Origin of the sequence: Streptomyces sp. NPDC018026, assembly GCF_044327745.1 — a bacterium.
GTDB classification, from domain to species: Bacteria; Actinomycetota; Actinomycetes; order Streptomycetales; family Streptomycetaceae; genus Streptomyces; species Streptomyces rubrogriseus.
The window spans coordinates 533,909-550,423 of record NZ_JBIRFY010000003.1 but is presented as its reverse complement, the minus strand read 5'-3'; the positions used below and the strand labels follow the sequence as shown (position 1 = coordinate 550,423).

Sequence of the window (16,515 nt, the reverse complement as noted above, 5' to 3'; positions counted from 1 at the left end):
GCCAGAGCCGGAGGCCCGGCAAAAATGAGAGGCGTTGCCCCGTGAGCGAGACTCAACGGACCTGGTCCGAAGCCGAATCGGCGCGCTACCGAGCCGCCGGGCACTGGGAGGGGGTGACCTTCGCCGCCCGGCTGCGGGAGAGCGCGGCGGGCCATGGAGGGCATGTCGCCCTGGTCGACGGCGACCGGCGGTGGACCTACGCGGAGCTGGACGCCGAGGCGGACCGTGTCGCCCGCGGGCTGCGGGGACTCGGGATCGGACGGGGCGACCGCGTCGTGGTCCAGCTCCCCAATTGCGCGGAGTTCGTACTCGTGTGGTTCGCACTGCAGCGCGTCGGTGCCGTTCCGGTGCACGCCATGCCGGGCCACCGGCGCCTGGAGATCGGCCACCTGGTGCGCGTGGCGGGCGCCGTGGCCTGCGTGGTGCCCGACCGGCACGCCCGGTTCGACCACCGCGAACTGATGCGCGAGGTACGGGCGGAGCAAGGACCGGGCGGCTCGCTGCGGCACGTCGTGGTGGTCGGCGATCCCGGGACCGGAGAAGGCTTCGTCCCCTTCGAGGCGCTGCGGTCGGACACACCGTCCGCGTCGGGCTCCGGGTCCGGTCCCGCATCCGGCGCCGTATCCGGACGCGTGCCGGGCGAGGACGCGGCGGACGCCGCCGATGTCGCCCTCCTGCTGCTGTCCGGCGGCACCACGGGACTTCCCAAACTCATCCCGCGCACCCACGACGACTACTCCTACAACGCGCGCGCCTGCGCGGAGGTCTGCGCACTCGACACGCGCACCGTGTACCTGGCGGTACTGCCCCTCGGGTTCAACTTCGCCTTCGCCTGCCCCGGTGTGCTGGGCACGCTCATGGCCGGGGGAACCGTCGTCGTGGCGCCCGACCCCAGCCCGCAGACGGCGTTCGCCCTCGTCGAGCGGGAGGGCGTGACCCTGACCTCGCTGACGCCCCCGCTCGTCCCCCACTGGACGGACGAGGCCGCGTCCGGCTCCTGGGACCTCGGCAGCCTCTCGGTGGTGCAGGTCGGCGGGGCGCGGCTGCCCGAGGACCACGCCCGCAGGCTCGGACCGGCGCTCGGGGTGACCGTGCAACAGGTCTTCGGCATGGCGGAGGGCCTGATCAACCTCACCCGCCTCGACGACCCCGAGGACCTGGTCTGCGCCACCCAGGGCCGGCCCATCTCGCCGGACGACGAGGTGCTCGTGGTGGACGCCGACGGCAGGCCCGTGCCGGACGGTACCGCGGGTGAGCTGCTCACCCGGGGGCCGTACACGTTGCGTGGCTACTACCGCGCCGAGGAGCACAACCGCACGGCGTTCACGCCGGACGGCTACTACCGCTCCGGGGACGTGGTGCGGCGTCTGCCGTCCGGTCACCTCGTGGTGGTGGGGCGGATCAAGGACCAGATCAACCGTGGCGGCGAGAAGGTCGCCGCGGTGGAGGTGGAGGAACAGCTGCTGACGCATCCCGCGATCACGGCGGCGGCGCTGGTCGGTGTGCCGGACGAGCGGTGGGGTGAGCGGTCGGTCGCCTTCGTCGTGTGTACGGGCGCGGCTCCCGGCGTCCGGGCGGTCGCCGCCCATCTGAAGGAGCGCGGACTGGCCGGGTACAAGGCTCCGGACGAGTTGGTGCGGGTTGCCCGGCTTCCGCTCACCGCGGTCGGGAAGGTCGACAAGGCGGCACTGGCACGGCAGTTGCCCCGGCCGTGAGGCCCGGCGCGGAGGAGCGCCCGGTGCCCTGGGCGCTCCTCCCGCCTGCCGTAGGACGTCCTTCACCGCCGCCGATCCGGTACGGCGACGACGGCACCGTCGGCGTGGGCGAGCAACGCCCTGGTGACGGCGTGCTCGGGGGCGGTGAGCACCCGGTGCACGGGACCGGACTCGGCCACCCGGCCCGCGTCCAGGACGACGACCCGCTCCGCGTGCTGGGCGGCGGCCGTCAGGTCGTGCGTCACCATCACGACCGTCACTCCCAGCGTCCGGCGCAGCGAGTCCAGCAGGTCCAGGATCCCGCTCGCCGTCCCCCGGTCCAGCGCGGAGGTGATCTCGTCACAGACCAGGACACGCGGCTGCGCGGCCAGCGTCCGGGCCAGCGCGACGCGTTGGCGCTGACCTCCCGACAGCTCGCCCGGCCGGCGGGCCAGCACGTCGGCGTCCAGCGAGACCAGGTCGAGCAGCCGTACGGCTTCGCGGGCGGCGTCGGCGGCGGAATGGCGCCGCCCGAGGGGGCGCATGAGCGCGGCGCGCACGGACTCCCTCGGGTTGAGGGCGCCGCGCGCGTCCTGCGCGACGAGCTGTACCGGGGCGCCGCGCCCTCCCTCCGCACCGTACTCCCGCCACTCGACGCTCCCCCGCACGGGCCGGTGCAGCCCCGCGAGGCAGCGGGCGAGGGTGGTCTTGCCGGAGCCCGAGGGACCCACGACGGCGGTGCAGGAACCTGCCGGGACGGTGAGGGAGATGTCGCGCAGCACGGACTCACGCCCGTGGGCCGCGTCCAGCCCGCGCACGGACAGCGCGCCGCCGGAGCCGGTACGCGGCCCGCCGCCGGACCCGCTGCGCGGCGCACCGCCCGGCCCGGGGCCGCCGCCGGTCGGGAAGCCCGGGAAGCCCGCGGACGACCGCGGGGCGGGCACCGGCGCGTCGGGCTTCCCGGCACCGGCGATCCGGCCTCCCTCAAGGCGGACGACGTCGTGCGCCACGGACGCGATCCACGCCGGGTCGTGGCTGACCAGCAACGCGGCACGGTCCCCGTCGGACAGGACCTCGGCCAACAGACCGCGCATCCGGTCCGCCAGCACCGTGTCCAGACCGCTGGTGGGCTCGTCGAGGACCAGGAGAGCGGGCGAACCCGCCAGGGCGAGGGCGAGGGCGACCCGTTGCGCCTGCCCTCCCGACACCTGGCGCGGCAGCCGCCGCCGGAACGCCCGGTCGGCCGGCAGCCGCACGGACAGCAGCAGTTCCTCGACCTGCGCACGGACCTCGTGCGCACGCCTCGCGGGCGAGCGCAGCCTGACCGCTTCGGCGATCTGCGTGCCGATCCGGAGGGCGGGGTTGAGCGAGGAGGCGGGGTCCTGCCCCAGGAACGACACCACGCGGCCCCGCAGTCGGCGGGCGTCCGCGCGGTCGAACGGGTCGAGACCAGCCACGCGGACGGTTCCGGAACGCACCTCCAGGCCCGGGCGGACATGCCCGAGCAGGCTGTACGCCAGGCTGCTCTTGCCCGATCCGGACCGGCCGACCACCCCCAGCACCCGTCCGCGCGGCACCGTGAGGCGGGCGTCGTGCAGGACTGGCGCGCCGCCCCGCGCCGGGCCGAGGGTCAGCCCGCTGATCTCGGCCAGCGGGTCCGGCCCCGACGGGCGCGCGGTCACGTCCCCCGTCATGCGGCTCCCTTCCCCATCGTGTCCGCCAGTCGTCCGGCCAGCAGACCGACGCAGACGGACAGCAGTACGAGCAGCAGGGCGGGCGCGAGGAGGGGCGCGGCGGCCAGTGTCGCCCCGGGGGCGTTCTCGCTCACCATGCGTCCCCAGTCGGGCGCCGCTCCTCCCCGTCCCAGGCCGAGAAAGCCCGCGGTGGCGGTGAGGTGCAGGGAGGCGACCAGGCGCAGGGCGGTGTCCATGAGGGCCGGTCCGGCGATGTTGGGCAGCACGTCGTGGCGCAGCACCGCCCTGCGGGTGTCGCCCCGGGCCAGGGCCGCCTCGACGTACCCGCTGTGCAGCACCGTGTCCGCCGCGGCGCGCAGCACCCGGGTGGAGAAGGGCGCGGTGGCCAGGGCGACGGCTGTCACGAGGGCGGCGTCGCTGCCGGGGAAACCGGCGGCCAGCACGAGGACGACCAGGAGGGCGGGGAGCACGGCGAGGGCGTCCACACAGCGGACCGTCAGGTCGCCGAGCCGGCGGGAGACCATGGCCGCCAGGACTCCGGCGGTCATGCCGACGGCGCCGGCCGCCGCCGTTCCCGCCAGCGCGGTGAGGACGATGGTGCGGCCGCCGCCCAGCACCCGGCTCGCCACGTCCCTGCCCAGCACGTCGGTGCCGAGGAGGAACCGCCCGTCCGGCTGCTGGAAGGGCGCGGCGAGCTGCGCGGTGGGGCTGTGCGGCGCGACCAGCGGACCCAGCAGGGCGAGGAGGAGTACGAGCAGCGTGAGGGCCCCGGTGAGCAGCGGCGGCCGCCGGCGTCCTGCGGTGCGGACCGTGCGTGCCCGCCGCCGCGGTGGTGTCAGTACCGTCGTCATCGGCCGTGTCCCTCCCGTGCCCCCAGCAGCCGCGCGCAGACGTCGCCCAGGAGCAGCACCGCGAGCATCACCGCGACCAGGGCGGTGGCGATGCCCTGCACCATCGGCACGTCCCGTGCCGCGACGGCCAGTTGCAGCTCCCGGCCGATGCCCGGGTAGTCGAAGACGTTCTCCACCACCACCGCGGAGCCGACCAGGGCCCCCGTGGTGAGGGTGAGCGCCTGTACGGCCGGTCCCGCCGCGTTGGGCAGGATGTGGCGTACCGCGAGTCGCACGCCGCGCACGCCGTTGAGCCGTGCGGCTTCGCAGTACGGGGTGGCCGCGGTGTCCGCGACGGAGGCCCGCAGCAGTCTGGTGGCCACCGCCAGGCCGACCGCGCTGAGCGTCAGCACGGGCAGCACCAGAGCGTCCGGGACGTCGAGCGGGGTGCCTCCCAGGGGGATGACGGAGACCCGCGGCAGCACCTCCAGCCACACCGCCAGTACCGCGACGAGCAGTGCGGCGACGACGAACTCCGGTACGGCGGCCAGGATCTGGGCGGACGTCGAGACGACCCGGTCGGCGACGCCGCCGCGCAGCCCCGTCCACAGGCCGAGCAGCGTGGCGAGCGGTGCGGTGACCGCGAGTGTCAGTGCGGCTAGGAGCAGGCTGTTGGGCAGGCGGGTGGCGAGCACGTCGGCGACCGGCCGCTCCCCCACGAAGCCGCGCCCCAGATCCCCCCGGACCGCGCCCGCCGCCCAGTCGGCGTACCGCTGGACGGCGGGCCGGTCCAGCCCGAGTTCGGTCCGGACCTCGGCGCGTTGCGCCTCGGAGGCGTCCACGCCGGCGACCGCGCTGACGGCGTCTCCGGGGAGGACCGCCGTGGCCGCGAAGACGGCGGCCGACAGCAGGACGAGCAGGACGGCCGCCCCCGCGAGGCGACGGGCCGCGAAGGCGAGCAGGTTCACGCCAGCGACGCCCGGGAGAAGCCGGGGAACTGTTCGAAGAGGTCGTCGGCGATCCCGTCGACCCCCTTGGCCCGGGCGTTCAGGTTCGGCTTGAAGACCGGCACCACCTGGTTGCCCTCGTCCCAACGCGTGCGCTGGGCCCGCGTGCCCAGTTCCCGCGCGCGCTCCGGGTCGCGCTCGGCGCGCGCCTCGGCCACCAGGGCATCGGTCTCGGACTTCTTCCAGCCGAACGCGGACGGCGATCCGCCCGCCGTGTTCATCTGGTAGGTCGACAGCGCGGGAATGGGCATCTGGTACGAGCCGGCCAGCGGCAGTGCCGAGTACGCGGGGAAGTCGGCGTAGAGCTGGCCCGGGGGCAGCTCGCGGACGGACGCCCGCACGCCGATCTTCTTCAGGTCCTCGACGAAGAGGGTGGCCATCTCCACCATGCCCGGCGTCTCGGGGCCGGTGGTCAGCCGGACCTTCACCCCGTCGGCACCGGCCTCCTTGAGGAGGGCGCGGGCCCGCCCGGGGTCGTGGGCGCGCTGGGGGATGGTGTCGGCGTAGTCGGGGAAGCCGAGGGAGGGCAGGTCGTTGCCGATCTCGGCGTTGCCGTAGAACACGGTCTTCACCATGGCCTCGCGGTCGACCGCGAGTTTGAACGCCTCCCTGACCCGCGGGTCGTCGAAGGGCTCGGCGCCCATGTTCAGCTGGAAGGAGAGACCGACCAGGTAGGGACTCTTCGTGGGCGCCAGTTCGACCTTGGCGTCGTCCGCGAGGGTGCGCGCGGTGACGGGTGAGAGGTCGTGGGCGAAGTCGACCGCGCCGCCGGTGAGCGCCCCCGCCCTGGCCGTCGAGTCCGCGATGGACCGCAGCTCCAGGCCGTCGAGGTGGGGCACGTGGCCGTAGTGGTCGTCGTAGCGCTCGAACGCCGAGCCCTGGCCGGGCGTGAATCCGGTCAGCCGGAAGGGGCCGCAGCTGGGCATGCCCTTGCGGAAGTCCTTGGTGCCGTCCTTGACGACGAGGAAGTTTCCCTGGCAGAGGATCAGGCGGCCGTCGGCTATGGGCCGCAGGGTGGGCAGTACGACCTTCAGGTCGCCGTCGGCCTTGGCGCGCGCGAGGTCGAAGTTGGCGGCGGCGAGCCGGTACACGGGCAGTTTGCTCCGGGCCGCGAGCCTGCTGAGCGAGTGCAGGATGTCGGCGGAGGTCAGCCGGGAGCCGTCGGTGAAGCGGACGCCGGGCCGCACGTGCAGGGTGTAGGCCGACAGGTCGTCGGCGATGTCGATCCCCTTGAGCACGCCGTACCGCACCCCGTCGGGACCGCTGGGATCGAGGTTGCCCAGCGTGCCGTGCCAGGCCCGGGCCCGTACGAGGTCCAGTGCGGAGGGGCCGTTGAAGAAGTCGAGGGTCTCGGAGGCGCCGCCGCCGACGAAGGCGGCGCGGAGCGTGCCGCCGGAGCGGGACGAGGACCCCGGTCCGGGCTTTCCGGCGGAGCCGGGCTCGTCGGTGGAGCACGCCGCCAGCAGGCCGGGTCCCACCGCGAGAGCCGCGGCGCCGGCCGCGCCGCGACGGAGGAAGGCACGGCGATCGATCTGTCTGGACATGCTTCTCCTTGACGTTCTGCTGAGCTGAACCGGGCGCCGCGAGACCCCTGCGGCGCGTGAGGTGACGAGGTGGGGCGAGGCGGGAGGCCGGAGGACGGGCGGCCCGCACGGGCTACCGAAGGGTGAGCGCTCCGGACGGGCAGGCCCGCACGGCCGCACGCACGGCGTCCGACTCGGCCGCGGCGGGCCTCTCGGCGAGCACGCGCACGAGCCCGTCGTCCTCGTCCTGGTCGAAGACACCCGGCGCGGCGAGGACGCACTGCCCCGCCCCGACACACCGGTCCCGCTCGACGCCGACTCTCCCGGCTCCGAACGCCTGATCTGCCAAGGACATGAGGGCCCCTCCCCTGCGGCCGCGGGCGCGGCCGACACGCGATGACCAGACATTAATCGAAAACGACATTCATCTTCAACCATCGATGGCGGAGCGGCTGAGGACCGGGCACTGGTCCGGCTCGGTCACCCCGGGCGGCCCGAACCGGTTGGCCGGCCGGGCCGGGGAGTCGTCCGGCGGGGCCTTCGGGGTCCGGAAGACCACCCGCGCGCGTCGAGCGGCGTCCGGCGGACCAGGAGTACGCCGGCGAGGGAAAGCGCCCTCCGCAGGGCCGGCGCCGGTTCAGTCACCGGCGAGGACGTGCCGGTCCAGCCAGCCGCCGACGGTGCGGGTGAGGGCATCGCCGTCGGCGCCGCGGGCGTCCACGTTGTCGGCGTGCAGTTCGAGCACCGGGATGCCGGCGGCCTCGAGGGCACGTGTGGTGAAGTAGCTCCCGCGGGCGTCCTCGGAGACCAGGTGCACCACGCCGTCGACGCCGTGGTGGCGGGCCTCCTTCACGTACCACTCGGCCGACCAGGGCGGCGTGTAGAGCTGGTCGGAGAAGGCCGCGAAGCGGGCGGCGAGGGCGCGCAGCGGGTCGCCGCCGTAGCGCAGGTAGCCGTCGGCGGCGATCGCGAGGTACATGGACCAGACGAACACCGCGCCGTGGCTCTCCTCGAAGCGCCGGTAGAAGTCGAGGTCGAACCAGAGCCCGCGGCCGATCCACATGAGCCTGGCCCGTTCGTCCGGGCAGACGGACGTCGCGGTGGACACACGCTCGGCGACCTCGTCGTGGAAGGCGCGGGCGGCGTCGCGCGCCCAGGTGGTGCCGCGGTGCCACTGCGGGATCATCACGCTGGGGATGCTGTCGTTGACGGGCAGCGGGCAGGGACGTGCCCGGGCGATCAGGTCGCGGGTGCGGCGGTTCCACTCCTGCTGCTCGTTGACGAGGGTCATGACCTCGGCGAAGCGGGTCTCGGAGAAGACTCGGCCGGTGGTCTGCTCCAGGAACCTGATCAGGCCTTCGAGTTCGCCGGTCATGAGGTCCAGGCGGTCGCTGCCGACAGCCCGTTCCCAGTCCCGCGGCATCAGTTCCCACCAGCGCGTGGGGACGTCGTTCTCGGCGGCGCTCTCCAGGGGGTAGAAGGAGACGCCGGGTTGGGTGTCCCAGATGTCGAAGATCTTCCGGGAGGCGTCGCCCGTGGTCTCCGCGAGGACGATGGAGGGCCGGGGCAGTCCGCCCCAGGGCGCGTTCGCCGGGTCCGGGTCGAAGGCCGAGGCCAGGGGGATGGAACTGTACTGCTCGCTGTCGTCGGGGTAGCCCCGCTCGCGCAGCAGCCCTAGGTAGTCCTGGGCGCGTCGTTTGGCCGTGACGATCGAGGACCACCACTGGTTGACGACGTACGGGATGCCCATGGCGCGGAAGATCTCCTGGGGGGCGTCGGCGTTGACCAGCGCGAGGTGCCCGCCGTCCGCGACCTCCTTCCTGAGGTCGGCGAACCACTGCCGCTGGTGGGCGGTCGCCGCCGACGCGGAGGCCAGTCGGTCGGCGCTCATCGGGCGGCCTCCGCGCGGGCACGCGGCCCGGTCGGTCGCATCGTCCTCCTCAGCCCCGCCAGTTCCTCGGCCGCCTCGGCGCCGAGCGCGCCGTACGGCTGCCGGTTCAGCAGCACGGCCGGCAGTCCGGTCGCCTCCCGCTGGGCCGGGTAGTCCCAGCCCGGGGCGTCGTCGCGCACCCGGGCGTAACAGACGAGTGCCTGCGCACCGCACTCCCGCGCGGCACGCCGGGTGTGTCCGGCTCGGGCGCGGATCGAGGCGCGGGGGGCCGCGGGCCCGTTGTACTGGTAGCGCTCGGCGAGCGCGGCCTCGGTGGGGGCGGCGGTCCGGCGCAGGGAGAGCAGGTCCCCCCAGTCGTGGTCCTCGCCGACGACGAGCAGGCCGCCGTCCTCCAGGGCGGTGTAGACGTGTCCCGTGTCGTGCGGGCTTCCGGTGAGGAACACTCTGAGTCCTTCGTGCTCGGGCAGGTGGTCCGCCTCGGCGAGCAGTCCTTCGAGGAGTGCGGTGGCACGCCCGACGGGCAGTGCGGTGGTCGCGGCCACGACGGCGAGCGTCTGGGTACCGGTGAGGCGGGCCGGCCGCGACCGGCGCAGGGCGGCGACCCGGGTGAGCAGCTCGCGGAGCCGGTCGTGGGCGGTGATGGCGTCGGCGAGTGCACGGTCGTCGATAGGCCGGCCGGCCCAGGTCTCTACTGTGGCGCGCAACTGGCCGAGCTTGGCACGCACGTAGCGCGTGGTGGTGCGGTGCGGCAGGTGCAGTACGTCGACCAGGTGCACCGGCGGCAGGGCCAGGGCGGGGTCCACGCGGCGCAGTTCGCGCAGTGCGTAGAACAACCGCAGTGACGCCTCGCAGTCGCGGGAGACGACGATTCCGTCCAGTGGGCCGAAGTCGCCTGCGAGCAGGCGGGTGAGGACGGAGCGGGCCGCCGGGTCCAGGCCGGTGCCGAGGTAGCGGTCGCCGGCCGTGCTCGGGGTGCCGGGGCTGCCGGACAGGCGCAGGGGCAGCAGTCCGGCGGCGGTGATGTACTCGACGGGGACGTCGGCGCCGACGTAGCCGATCACCCCGCCGTGGTGGCGTGCTCTGAACTCGTCGGCGGCCGCGCGGCGGTCGGTGCCGTGGGAGGTGAGCCGCGCGAGGGCAGCGGACATGGGGAGTTCCTCCAGGTGGTGCGGGTGTGCGGTGGAGCGGCGACCCGGGTGCGGCGGGTTCAGATCACCGACTCGGCGGCCAGCTCGGCGAGTTCCTCGGGGCTGTAGCCGAGCCGCTCGCGGTACACCGCGTCGTTGTGCTCGCCGAGCGCCGGGGCGGGCCGGTCGAAGCCCGCTCGGGCGGCGGAGAACCTGATGGGGACTCCGGTGGTGGCCAGACCCTCGACGGGGCCGAGGGTGGGGTGGGTGACGGGAACGACCTCCTCGCGCTGCCGCACGAGCGGGTCCCGTACGGCGTCCCTGGGGTCGCGCACCTCGGCGGCCGGCACGCCGTGCTCGGTGAACGCGTCGAGGGCCTCGGCCGTGGGGCGGGCGCTGCTCCACTCCCGGATCAGGGCGTGGATCTCGTCGGCGTGGCGGACCCGCTGGTCGCGGCTGTGGAAGCGGGCGTCGTCGATCAGGTCGGGCCGGCCGACGGCACGCAGGGCACCGTGGGCGAAGGCGTCGGTGGGCGCGGACAGGGCTATGTGTCCGTCAGCGGTGGGCAGGATGCCGAAGGGGGCGAGGCGCGGGACCATCGCGCCGGTGCGCTGCGGCATGCCGACCGCCGCGAAGGCGTCGAAGGGCTCGCACGCCACCAGAGAGGTGAGCGCCCCGAGCATGGAGACGTCGACGTGCTGTCCCTCGCCGCTCTGGTCGGCCTGCATGAGCGCCGACAGGGTGCCGATGACCGCGAACAGCGGGGCGAGCATGTCGCCGACGGGCAGTCCGAAGCGCACCGGTCCCTCCTCCGGCTCGCCCGCGGTGAGCATGACGCCGGACAGCGCCTGGATGATGGAGTCCATTGCCTTGCCGGAGCCGGGGCCGCCCTGGCTGCCGAAGCCGGTGATGGACGTGTAGACGAGCCGCGGGTTGAGCTCGTGGACGGCGGCGTAGTCGATGCCGAGACGGCCGGTGACGCCGGGGCTGTAGTTCTCCACGAGGACGTCGGCGTCGCGTACGAGGTCCTCGAAGACCCGCCGGGAGCGCGTGTCCTTGAGGTTGAGGGTGACGCTGAGCTTGTTGCGGCCGCGGGCGAGCATCGAGACGGACATGTCGTCGGGGCTCCGCCGGGACACGGAGAGGCCGTCGCCGCCGACGTAGGGGGCGTTGTTGCGCGAGGAGTCACCGCCGGTGGCCGGGTTCTCGACCTTGATGACGGTGGCTCCGAGCCCGGCCAGGAGCAGGGTGGCGTAGGGGCCGGCCAGCGCGGTGGTCAGGTCGATGACGGTCCGTCCGGCCAGTGGCTGGTCGCTCATGATGCCCTCTCGGTGTTCAGCTCGATCACGACGCGGCCGTCCTCGCGGACGAACCGGCCGTTCAGGCCCGCGGTGCGGGTGATGTGCTCGATGTAGTCGGTGACCCGTCGGCCCTCGTCGGTGCCGCCGCAGGGCACCGGGCGCCCCAGGTCGTCGATCCGGCAGGGTTCGAAGCCCGCCTCGACGAGGCCTTCGCCGTCGAAACGGCACACGGCGATCGCGGTGTTGCGGCTCTCCGGGTGGAAGGGGTAGGCGGGCATGCCGGGATCCGGGGCGAAGCCGTACAGCTCCTTGCGGCGGCGGGCCCATGCGGTCAGTTCCGCGCTGGAGCGGCTGCTCGCGTCCGGTGTCAGCGCACGGGTGACGGTGACGAAGTTGCCGAGGCCGTGGAAGATGGGGCGGCCCCGGTAGGTCTCGATGCCCCGCATGATGTGGGCGTGGTGGCCGAAGACGGCGTCGGCGCCGGCGTCGATGGCGGCGCGGGCCACCGGTGACTCGTACATGGCGACGGCGGCCGGGGTGTGGCCGACACCCTTGTGGAGACCGACGAGGACGACGTCGGCGCGCTCGCGCAGGGCCGCCACGTCGGTCTGGAGGCGGGTCAGGCTGTCCGGGTCGGCGAAGGTGTAGGTCTTCGGCGGGCCGCCGGGGCTGGCGTGGTCGAGTTCGTAGTGGGTGAGGACGTGGACGTAGGCGCAGCCCGCCTTGCGCGAGGTGGCCCAGGATTCGCGCGGGCCCACGCAGTTGTAGGAGAGGACACCGATCCGCAGCCCGCCGCGCTCGACCAGGGCGGGGGTGCTCGCCTCGTCGAGGTTCGCTCCGGCGCCGACGGTGGCCAGGCCGGCCCGACGGGCGTGTGCGACGGTGTCGGCGACGCCGGTGTCGCCCGCGTCGTAGATGTGGTTCCCGGCGAGTGTGACGACGTCGAAGCCGGCCTGGGCGAGCGCCGTGAGGGCGGCGGGGTCGGCCGGGGGTGCGGGGACGTCGGTGCTCTGCTGGACGGTGGTGGTCGAGTGCGGGACCTCGACGTGCCCGACGGTGACGTCCGCGGCGCTCAGCAGGGGTGCCGAGGGGGCCAGGAACGAGGCGGGATCGGGCTCGTCGAGGATGAGGTCCCCGACCGAGGCGACGGTGATCACGAGACGGGCTCCTGAGGTGAGTCGTTGCTGTGGCGGTGCCGGGCGAGGAACGAACGCAGGCGCGCGGTACGGGGGTTGGTGAGCATCTCGGCGGGCGTTCCGCTCTCGACGATGCGGCCCGCCTCCATGAAGACGCAGCGGTCGGCGACCTCGCGGGCGAAGGCGATCTCGTGGGTCACCACGACCATCGTCATGCCCTCGGTGGCCAGCTTCCGCATGACGGCGAGTACCTCGTCGACGAGTTCGGGATCGAGGGCACTGGTGGGTTCGTCGAAGAGCATCACGCGCGGCCGGGCCGCGACGGCCCGCGCGATCGCCACCCGCTGCTGCTGGCCTCCCGAGAGCTGACGCGGGTAGTGGGCGGCGCGGTCGGCGAGTCCGACGCGTGCGAGCAGGTCACGTCCCTCGGCCTCGGCCTCCTCCCGGGACCTGCCGTGGACGCGGACCGGGGCCTCGGTGATGTTGCGGAGCACGGTGAAGTGCGGGATGAGGTGGAACTGCTGGAAGACCATGCTCATCCGGCCGCGCTGGGCGGCGACCCGGCGGGCGCCGAGGGGGCGCAGGGCGCCGCGGTGGTGTTCGTGGCCGAGCAGTTCGCCGTCCAGGTGGATCGCGCCGGAGTCGATGGTCTCCAGTTGGTGCACGCACCGGATGAGGGTGGACTTGCCGGAGCCGGAGGGCCCGATGATCGTGACGACCTCTCCGTCGGCGACGTCGAGGTCGACTCCGTCGAGGGCGGCGTGGTCGCCGAAGTTCTTGCGTATGCCCCGCACGCGCAGGGCGGGTCCAGTGGTCATGCGGACGCTCCGTCCGTGGTCTTCTTCGGGCGGCGGGCCGGGCCGCCGACGGTGTGGCCCCGGGAGAAGTGCCGTTCCAGCCAGCGCTGTCCGACGGTGAACAGGGTGACCACGGCGAGGTACCAGAGACAGGCCACGATGAGCATGGGGACGATCTCGTAGGTGCGGTTGTAGACGACCTGGACCGAGTGCAGCAGGTCGGACATGGCGATCACCGAGACCAGCGCCGTCCCCTTGAGCACGCTGATGAACTGGCTGCCGGCCGGCGGGATGATCACGCGCATCGCCTGCGGGATCACCACCCGGAAGAAGGTCTGGGCAGGGGTGAAGCCCATCGCCCGGGCCGCGTCGCGCTGTCCCTGCTCCACGCCCAGCAGTCCACCGCGGATGATCTCCGCCAGGTACGCGGACTCGACCAGTGACAGGCCGATGACGGCGGCCGTGACCGGCGTGATCACCTCGTTGGCGTCCCAGGAGGCGAACTCCGGGCCGAACGGGATGCCGAGGGAGATGCGCGGCAGGAGGTAGGCGAGGTTGAACCAGAAGATGAGCTGCACCAGGGGCGGGATGCCGCGGAACACGCCGATGTAGAGCGTGGCCGCCCAACGGACCGGCGGGAACTGGGACATCTGCGCCGCGGCGAGCACCGCGCCGACGGCGGCGCCGACGACGGTGGCCGCGACGGCGAGCCACACGGTGGTGCCGAGCCCGGAGAGCACCGAGGGTTCGAAGAGGTACTCCGCGACGACGCCCCACTCCAGGCGCGGATTGGTCACCAGGAAATGGACGAGGAGCACGGCGACGAGCGCGAGTACCACGCCGGCCACCACCCGCCAGGGCCGCACGCGCCGCCTGGACAGGGCGACGTCGTCGGTCTTCGGGTCGGTGGGGATCCTGCTCTCCGTCAGTGGGATGGGTCCGGCCACGGTTCAGCTCTCTTTGCTGGCGATGTTGAGGACGGGTTCGTCGACCATCACGTCCTTCAGTCCCCAGTGCTCCATGACGCGTCGGTACTCACCGTCGTCGACGAGCTTCTGGAAGGCCTTCTGGATCACCGGGCCGAGCTTGCTCTCCCTGGGCACGAGGAGGGCGAGGTTGTCGGTGGTGGCCCCCTGCTCCTCGGTCTGGGTGACGTAGTCGTACTTGTCCGACTGGGAGCCGGTGACGTCGATGGCGGCGGCCTGGGTCATCCCGGCGGCGTCGGCACGGCCGGACTGGGCGGCGAGGAGGGTGGCGTTGGTGTCGTCCAGTCCGATCGACCTGGTGGCCTGCTTGCCCTGGTCGGTGCAGTACGCGGACAGCTTGGCCAGCTGACTCTCGACGATGCTCGACTTCACCACGGCGACCTGCTTTCCGCACAGGTCGGCGGCGGAGGAGATCCGGGTCCTGCCGGCCTTGGGCACGACGTAGGACGTGCGGCTGGTCATCCAGGTGATGGTGTCGAACTGGCGCTCGCGCTCGGCGGTGGCCTGCACGGGCCCGTTGAAGCCGTTGTAGCGTCCGCTGAGCATGCCCTGGAGCGCGGCGGGGAGGTTGTTCACGATCTTGATCTCGGTGCGTACTCCGAGTACCTGCCCGAGCGCTTCCTGCAGGTCCTGGTCGATGCCCGTCACGGAGCCGTCGGCGCCGACCGAGCGGAAGGGCGGGTGCGAGTCACCCGCGAACCGCAGGACACCGGAGTCCCTGACCGACTGCGGCAGTGCGTCGTGAAGGGCGGTCACCTCGGGAATGGAGGGCTTGGAAACCCCGTCCTCCTCGTCCGCGGCGCAGCCGGCGAGTGCCATGGCGGAGACCAGCGCGGTTGTGAGGGTGCAACATGTTCGCCACCGATGGTGGCCTCGAAAGTTACTCATGAAGGTGTTCCCTTGCATGGGAGGAGATCCGCGTCATTGTCGGTATCGATGCCGAGCGTCGCATGAGGTGTCGCCTATGACAAGAGTCGTGCGATACTTCGACGCGACGCGAAGACCCCTGAGGGAACTGAGGTGCCATGGGGAAGGACCTGCCGAAGGCCGAGCTGCCCCGGGCTCAGAACGGGGCGGAGCCCCAACTCCTGCTGACGTCCCTGCTGGGCGACTTCTGGTACTGGCGCGACGAACACATCCCCGCCACAGCCCTGGTGAGACTGCTCGCCGACTTCGACGTGACGTCCGACGGCGCCAGGGCCGCGATGCGCCGGCTGGCGGCCCGCGGGCTCCTGGACACCTCCCGCAGCGGACGCACCACGGCGTACGGGATCCCGGCGCGCACCTCCGAGGTCATCGTCGAACGCACCCACCGGATGCTGACCTTCGGCACGACCGCGCCCGAGTGGGACGGACGGTGGACGGTCGTCGCGTTTTCCGTCCCCGAGCAGGCCCGCGGTCTTCGCACCGCGCTCCGCTCCCGCCTGCGGCTGCTGCGGTTCGCCGCGCTGTACGACGGCGTATGGGTGTCACCCCACGACCTCGGCGCCGACGCGCAGGCACTGCTGCGGGAACTCGGCATCGAGACGGCGACCGTACTGCGCTGCGCGGCGGTGCCCGGCACCCGCCGGGGCGACCCGGCCTCGGCGTTCGACCTGACGTCGCTGAGCAAGGAGTACCGCGCCTTCACCGAACGCTACGAGCCGGTGCTGCAAAGCCTCGCGGCGGGCCTGATCAGCCCGGCCGAGGCACTGCGCACCCGCACCGAACTCCGGGTGGCCTGGCGGCGGTTCCCCGAGACCGACCCGGACCTGCCGGCCGAGCTGCTGCCGTCCGACTGGGACCGGCCGCGCGCCCAGCAGGTCTTCCTGGAGATCTACGACCGCCTGGGCCCCCTGGCCGAACTGCGGTTCCGGCAGATCCTCGGCACGGTCTCACCCGCACTGGCAGAACTGGCCTCCCATCACGACTCCGCGGCCATAGCCGACCTGTACGCCTCACTGGGCGACCGCAGGGCGCACGGGGACACCCCGTTCGAGCAGGCCGCGGCGGCACGGCGGCTGGACGAGGTGACGCGCTCGAAGTCCTGAACCCGGGTCAGGACAGCGCGCGGTGCGCGCTCTTCAGGGCGTCACGGAAGCGCTGGACGTCGGCGGGGCCGAGCTCCGCCACCATGCGCCGCTCCAGGAGCCGGGCCGGTTCGGCGTAGTCCGCGAGCAGCCGTCGCCCGGCGTCCGCGAGCAGGATCACCTTCTCCCGCCGGTTCGACGGGTTCGGCTCGCGTCGCACCAGACCCCGGCTCTCCAGCGCGCGCACCATGTCCGCCATCGACTGCGCCGTCACGAACGAGTCGCGGGCCAACTGCGCGGCGGAGATGCCGTCGTGGCGCTCCAGCACGGTCAGCGCCGTGTACTGCAGGGCGGTGACGCCGGCGGGCTTGAGCACCTCCTCCAGGCGCGCGCGGACCACCAGCTCGGTCCGCTTGAGCAGGTAGAGCAGCGACGGCCCCGCTCCGGTCTCGGACCCGGCGTCCCCCGCGGGCCGGTCCGGCGTTCGCGTGCGCGTCATCGTGTGCCTCCACCGACTGCA

Annotated in this window: 15 protein-coding genes; 2 read left to right on the top strand and 13 right to left on the bottom strand. The window is 73.2% G+C overall.

Annotated elements, in window-relative coordinates; all coding sequences use genetic code 11:
• Positions 1–41 precede the first annotated feature (41 nt).
• Positions 42–1,715, top strand: coding sequence for a (2,3-dihydroxybenzoyl)adenylate synthase (locus tag ACH4D3_RS12665; RefSeq protein WP_398320395.1), 1,674 nt, complete (start codon positions 42–44; stop codon positions 1,713–1,715).
• 62 nt (positions 1,716–1,777) lie between these two features.
• Here the strand turns inward: ACH4D3_RS12665 and ACH4D3_RS12660 are convergent, their stop codons facing one another.
• From ACH4D3_RS12660 to ACH4D3_RS12605, 12 genes are all read right to left on the bottom strand, one after another.
• Positions 1,778–3,388 carry an ABC transporter ATP-binding protein gene (locus ACH4D3_RS12660; protein WP_398320392.1) on the bottom strand — a complete coding sequence of 537 codons (1,611 nt, stop codon included), beginning with the start codon at positions 3,386–3,388 and terminating at the stop codon, positions 1,778–1,780.
• Positions 3,385–4,239, bottom strand: a complete 855-nt coding sequence (locus tag ACH4D3_RS12655; RefSeq protein ID WP_398320389.1) for an ABC transporter permease subunit — start codon at positions 4,237–4,239, stop codon at positions 3,385–3,387. The genes ACH4D3_RS12660 and ACH4D3_RS12655 overlap by 4 nt, the downstream gene beginning before the upstream one ends.
• Complete coding sequence (locus tag ACH4D3_RS12650; protein ID WP_398320386.1) at positions 4,236–5,186, bottom strand: ABC transporter permease; 951 nt, start codon at positions 5,184–5,186, stop codon at positions 4,236–4,238. The genes ACH4D3_RS12655 and ACH4D3_RS12650 overlap by 4 nt, the downstream gene beginning before the upstream one ends.
• On the bottom strand, positions 5,183–6,769 hold the full coding sequence (locus tag ACH4D3_RS12645) for an ABC transporter substrate-binding protein (protein ID WP_398320383.1): 1,587 nt from the start codon (positions 6,767–6,769) through the stop codon (positions 5,183–5,185). Before ACH4D3_RS12645 ends, ACH4D3_RS12650 begins: the two co-directional genes overlap by 4 nt.
• A 112-nt stretch (positions 6,770–6,881) precedes the next feature.
• The gene (locus tag ACH4D3_RS12640) at positions 6,882–7,103 is read right to left on the bottom strand and encodes a ferredoxin (protein WP_398320380.1); all 222 of its coding nucleotides are present in this window, start codon (positions 7,101–7,103) and stop codon (positions 6,882–6,884) included.
• A 282-nt stretch (positions 7,104–7,385) separates the two neighbouring features.
• Complete coding sequence (locus tag ACH4D3_RS12635; RefSeq protein ID WP_398320377.1) at positions 7,386–8,639, bottom strand: 2-hydroxyacyl-CoA dehydratase; 1,254 nt, start codon at positions 8,637–8,639, stop codon at positions 7,386–7,388.
• Positions 8,636–9,787, bottom strand: coding sequence for a 2-hydroxyacyl-CoA dehydratase subunit D (locus tag ACH4D3_RS12630; RefSeq protein WP_398320374.1), 1,152 nt, complete (start codon positions 9,785–9,787; stop codon positions 8,636–8,638). The genes ACH4D3_RS12635 and ACH4D3_RS12630 overlap by 4 nt, the downstream gene beginning before the upstream one ends.
• Positions 9,788–9,846: 59 nt before the next feature.
• The gene (locus ACH4D3_RS12625) at positions 9,847–11,085 is read right to left on the bottom strand and encodes a CaiB/BaiF CoA transferase family protein (RefSeq protein WP_398320371.1); all 1,239 of its coding nucleotides are present in this window, start codon (positions 11,083–11,085) and stop codon (positions 9,847–9,849) included.
• A complete protein-coding gene (locus ACH4D3_RS12620; RefSeq protein WP_398320368.1) occupies positions 11,082–12,224 on the bottom strand; it encodes a CapA family protein in 1,143 nt (380 codons plus the stop codon). Before ACH4D3_RS12620 ends, ACH4D3_RS12625 begins: the two co-directional genes overlap by 4 nt.
• Complete coding sequence (locus tag ACH4D3_RS12615; protein ID WP_398320365.1) at positions 12,221–13,021, bottom strand: amino acid ABC transporter ATP-binding protein; 801 nt, start codon at positions 13,019–13,021, stop codon at positions 12,221–12,223. The genes ACH4D3_RS12620 and ACH4D3_RS12615 overlap by 4 nt, the downstream gene beginning before the upstream one ends.
• Positions 13,018–13,947, bottom strand: a complete 930-nt coding sequence (locus tag ACH4D3_RS12610; protein WP_398320362.1) for an amino acid ABC transporter permease — start codon at positions 13,945–13,947, stop codon at positions 13,018–13,020. Before ACH4D3_RS12610 ends, ACH4D3_RS12615 begins: the two co-directional genes overlap by 4 nt.
• 3 nt (positions 13,948–13,950) lie before the next feature.
• Positions 13,951–14,874: a transporter substrate-binding domain-containing protein gene (locus tag ACH4D3_RS12605; protein ID WP_398320359.1), complete on the bottom strand. Its 924-nt coding sequence runs from the start codon at positions 14,872–14,874 to the stop codon at positions 13,951–13,953.
• 137 nt (positions 14,875–15,011) lie between these two features.
• Between ACH4D3_RS12605 and ACH4D3_RS12600 the strand changes: the two genes are divergently transcribed.
• A complete protein-coding gene (locus ACH4D3_RS12600; RefSeq protein ID WP_398320356.1) occupies positions 15,012–16,016 on the top strand; it encodes a PaaX family transcriptional regulator C-terminal domain-containing protein in 1,005 nt (334 codons plus the stop codon).
• Between the two features lie 7 nt (positions 16,017–16,023).
• Here the strand turns inward: ACH4D3_RS12600 and ACH4D3_RS12595 are convergent, their stop codons facing one another.
• Positions 16,024–16,494, bottom strand: a complete 471-nt coding sequence (locus ACH4D3_RS12595; RefSeq protein ID WP_398320354.1) for a MarR family winged helix-turn-helix transcriptional regulator — start codon at positions 16,492–16,494, stop codon at positions 16,024–16,026.
• Positions 16,495–16,515: the final 21 nt, after the last annotated feature.

Excerpts from the sequence above, each read along its gene's own strand:
- ACH4D3_RS12600 (WP_398320356.1), top strand. The coding sequence starts at position 15,012 with ATGGGGAAGGACCTGCCGAAGGCCGAGCTGCCCCGGGCTCAGAACGGG.
- ACH4D3_RS12660 (WP_398320392.1), bottom strand. The coding sequence starts at position 3,388 with ATGACGGGGGACGTGACCGCGCGCCCGTCGGGGCCGGACCCGCTGGCC.
- ACH4D3_RS12635 (WP_398320377.1), bottom strand. The coding sequence starts at position 8,639 with ATGAGCGCCGACCGACTGGCCTCCGCGTCGGCGGCGACCGCCCACCAG.
- ACH4D3_RS12645 (WP_398320383.1), bottom strand. The coding sequence starts at position 6,769 with ATGTCCAGACAGATCGATCGCCGTGCCTTCCTCCGTCGCGGCGCGGCC.
- ACH4D3_RS12595 (WP_398320354.1), bottom strand. The coding sequence starts at position 16,494 with ATGACGCGCACGCGAACGCCGGACCGGCCCGCGGGGGACGCCGGGTCC.
- ACH4D3_RS12640 (WP_398320380.1), bottom strand. The coding sequence starts at position 7,103 with ATGTCCTTGGCAGATCAGGCGTTCGGAGCCGGGAGAGTCGGCGTCGAG.
- ACH4D3_RS12630 (WP_398320374.1), bottom strand. The coding sequence starts at position 9,787 with ATGTCCGCTGCCCTCGCGCGGCTCACCTCCCACGGCACCGACCGCCGC.
- ACH4D3_RS12655 (WP_398320389.1), bottom strand. The coding sequence starts at position 4,239 with ATGACGACGGTACTGACACCACCGCGGCGGCGGGCACGCACGGTCCGC.
- ACH4D3_RS12615 (WP_398320365.1), bottom strand. The coding sequence starts at position 13,021 with ATGACCACTGGACCCGCCCTGCGCGTGCGGGGCATACGCAAGAACTTC.
- ACH4D3_RS12625 (WP_398320371.1), bottom strand. The coding sequence starts at position 11,085 with ATGAGCGACCAGCCACTGGCCGGACGGACCGTCATCGACCTGACCACC.
- ACH4D3_RS12605 (WP_398320359.1), bottom strand. The coding sequence starts at position 14,874 with ATGAGTAACTTTCGAGGCCACCATCGGTGGCGAACATGTTGCACCCTC.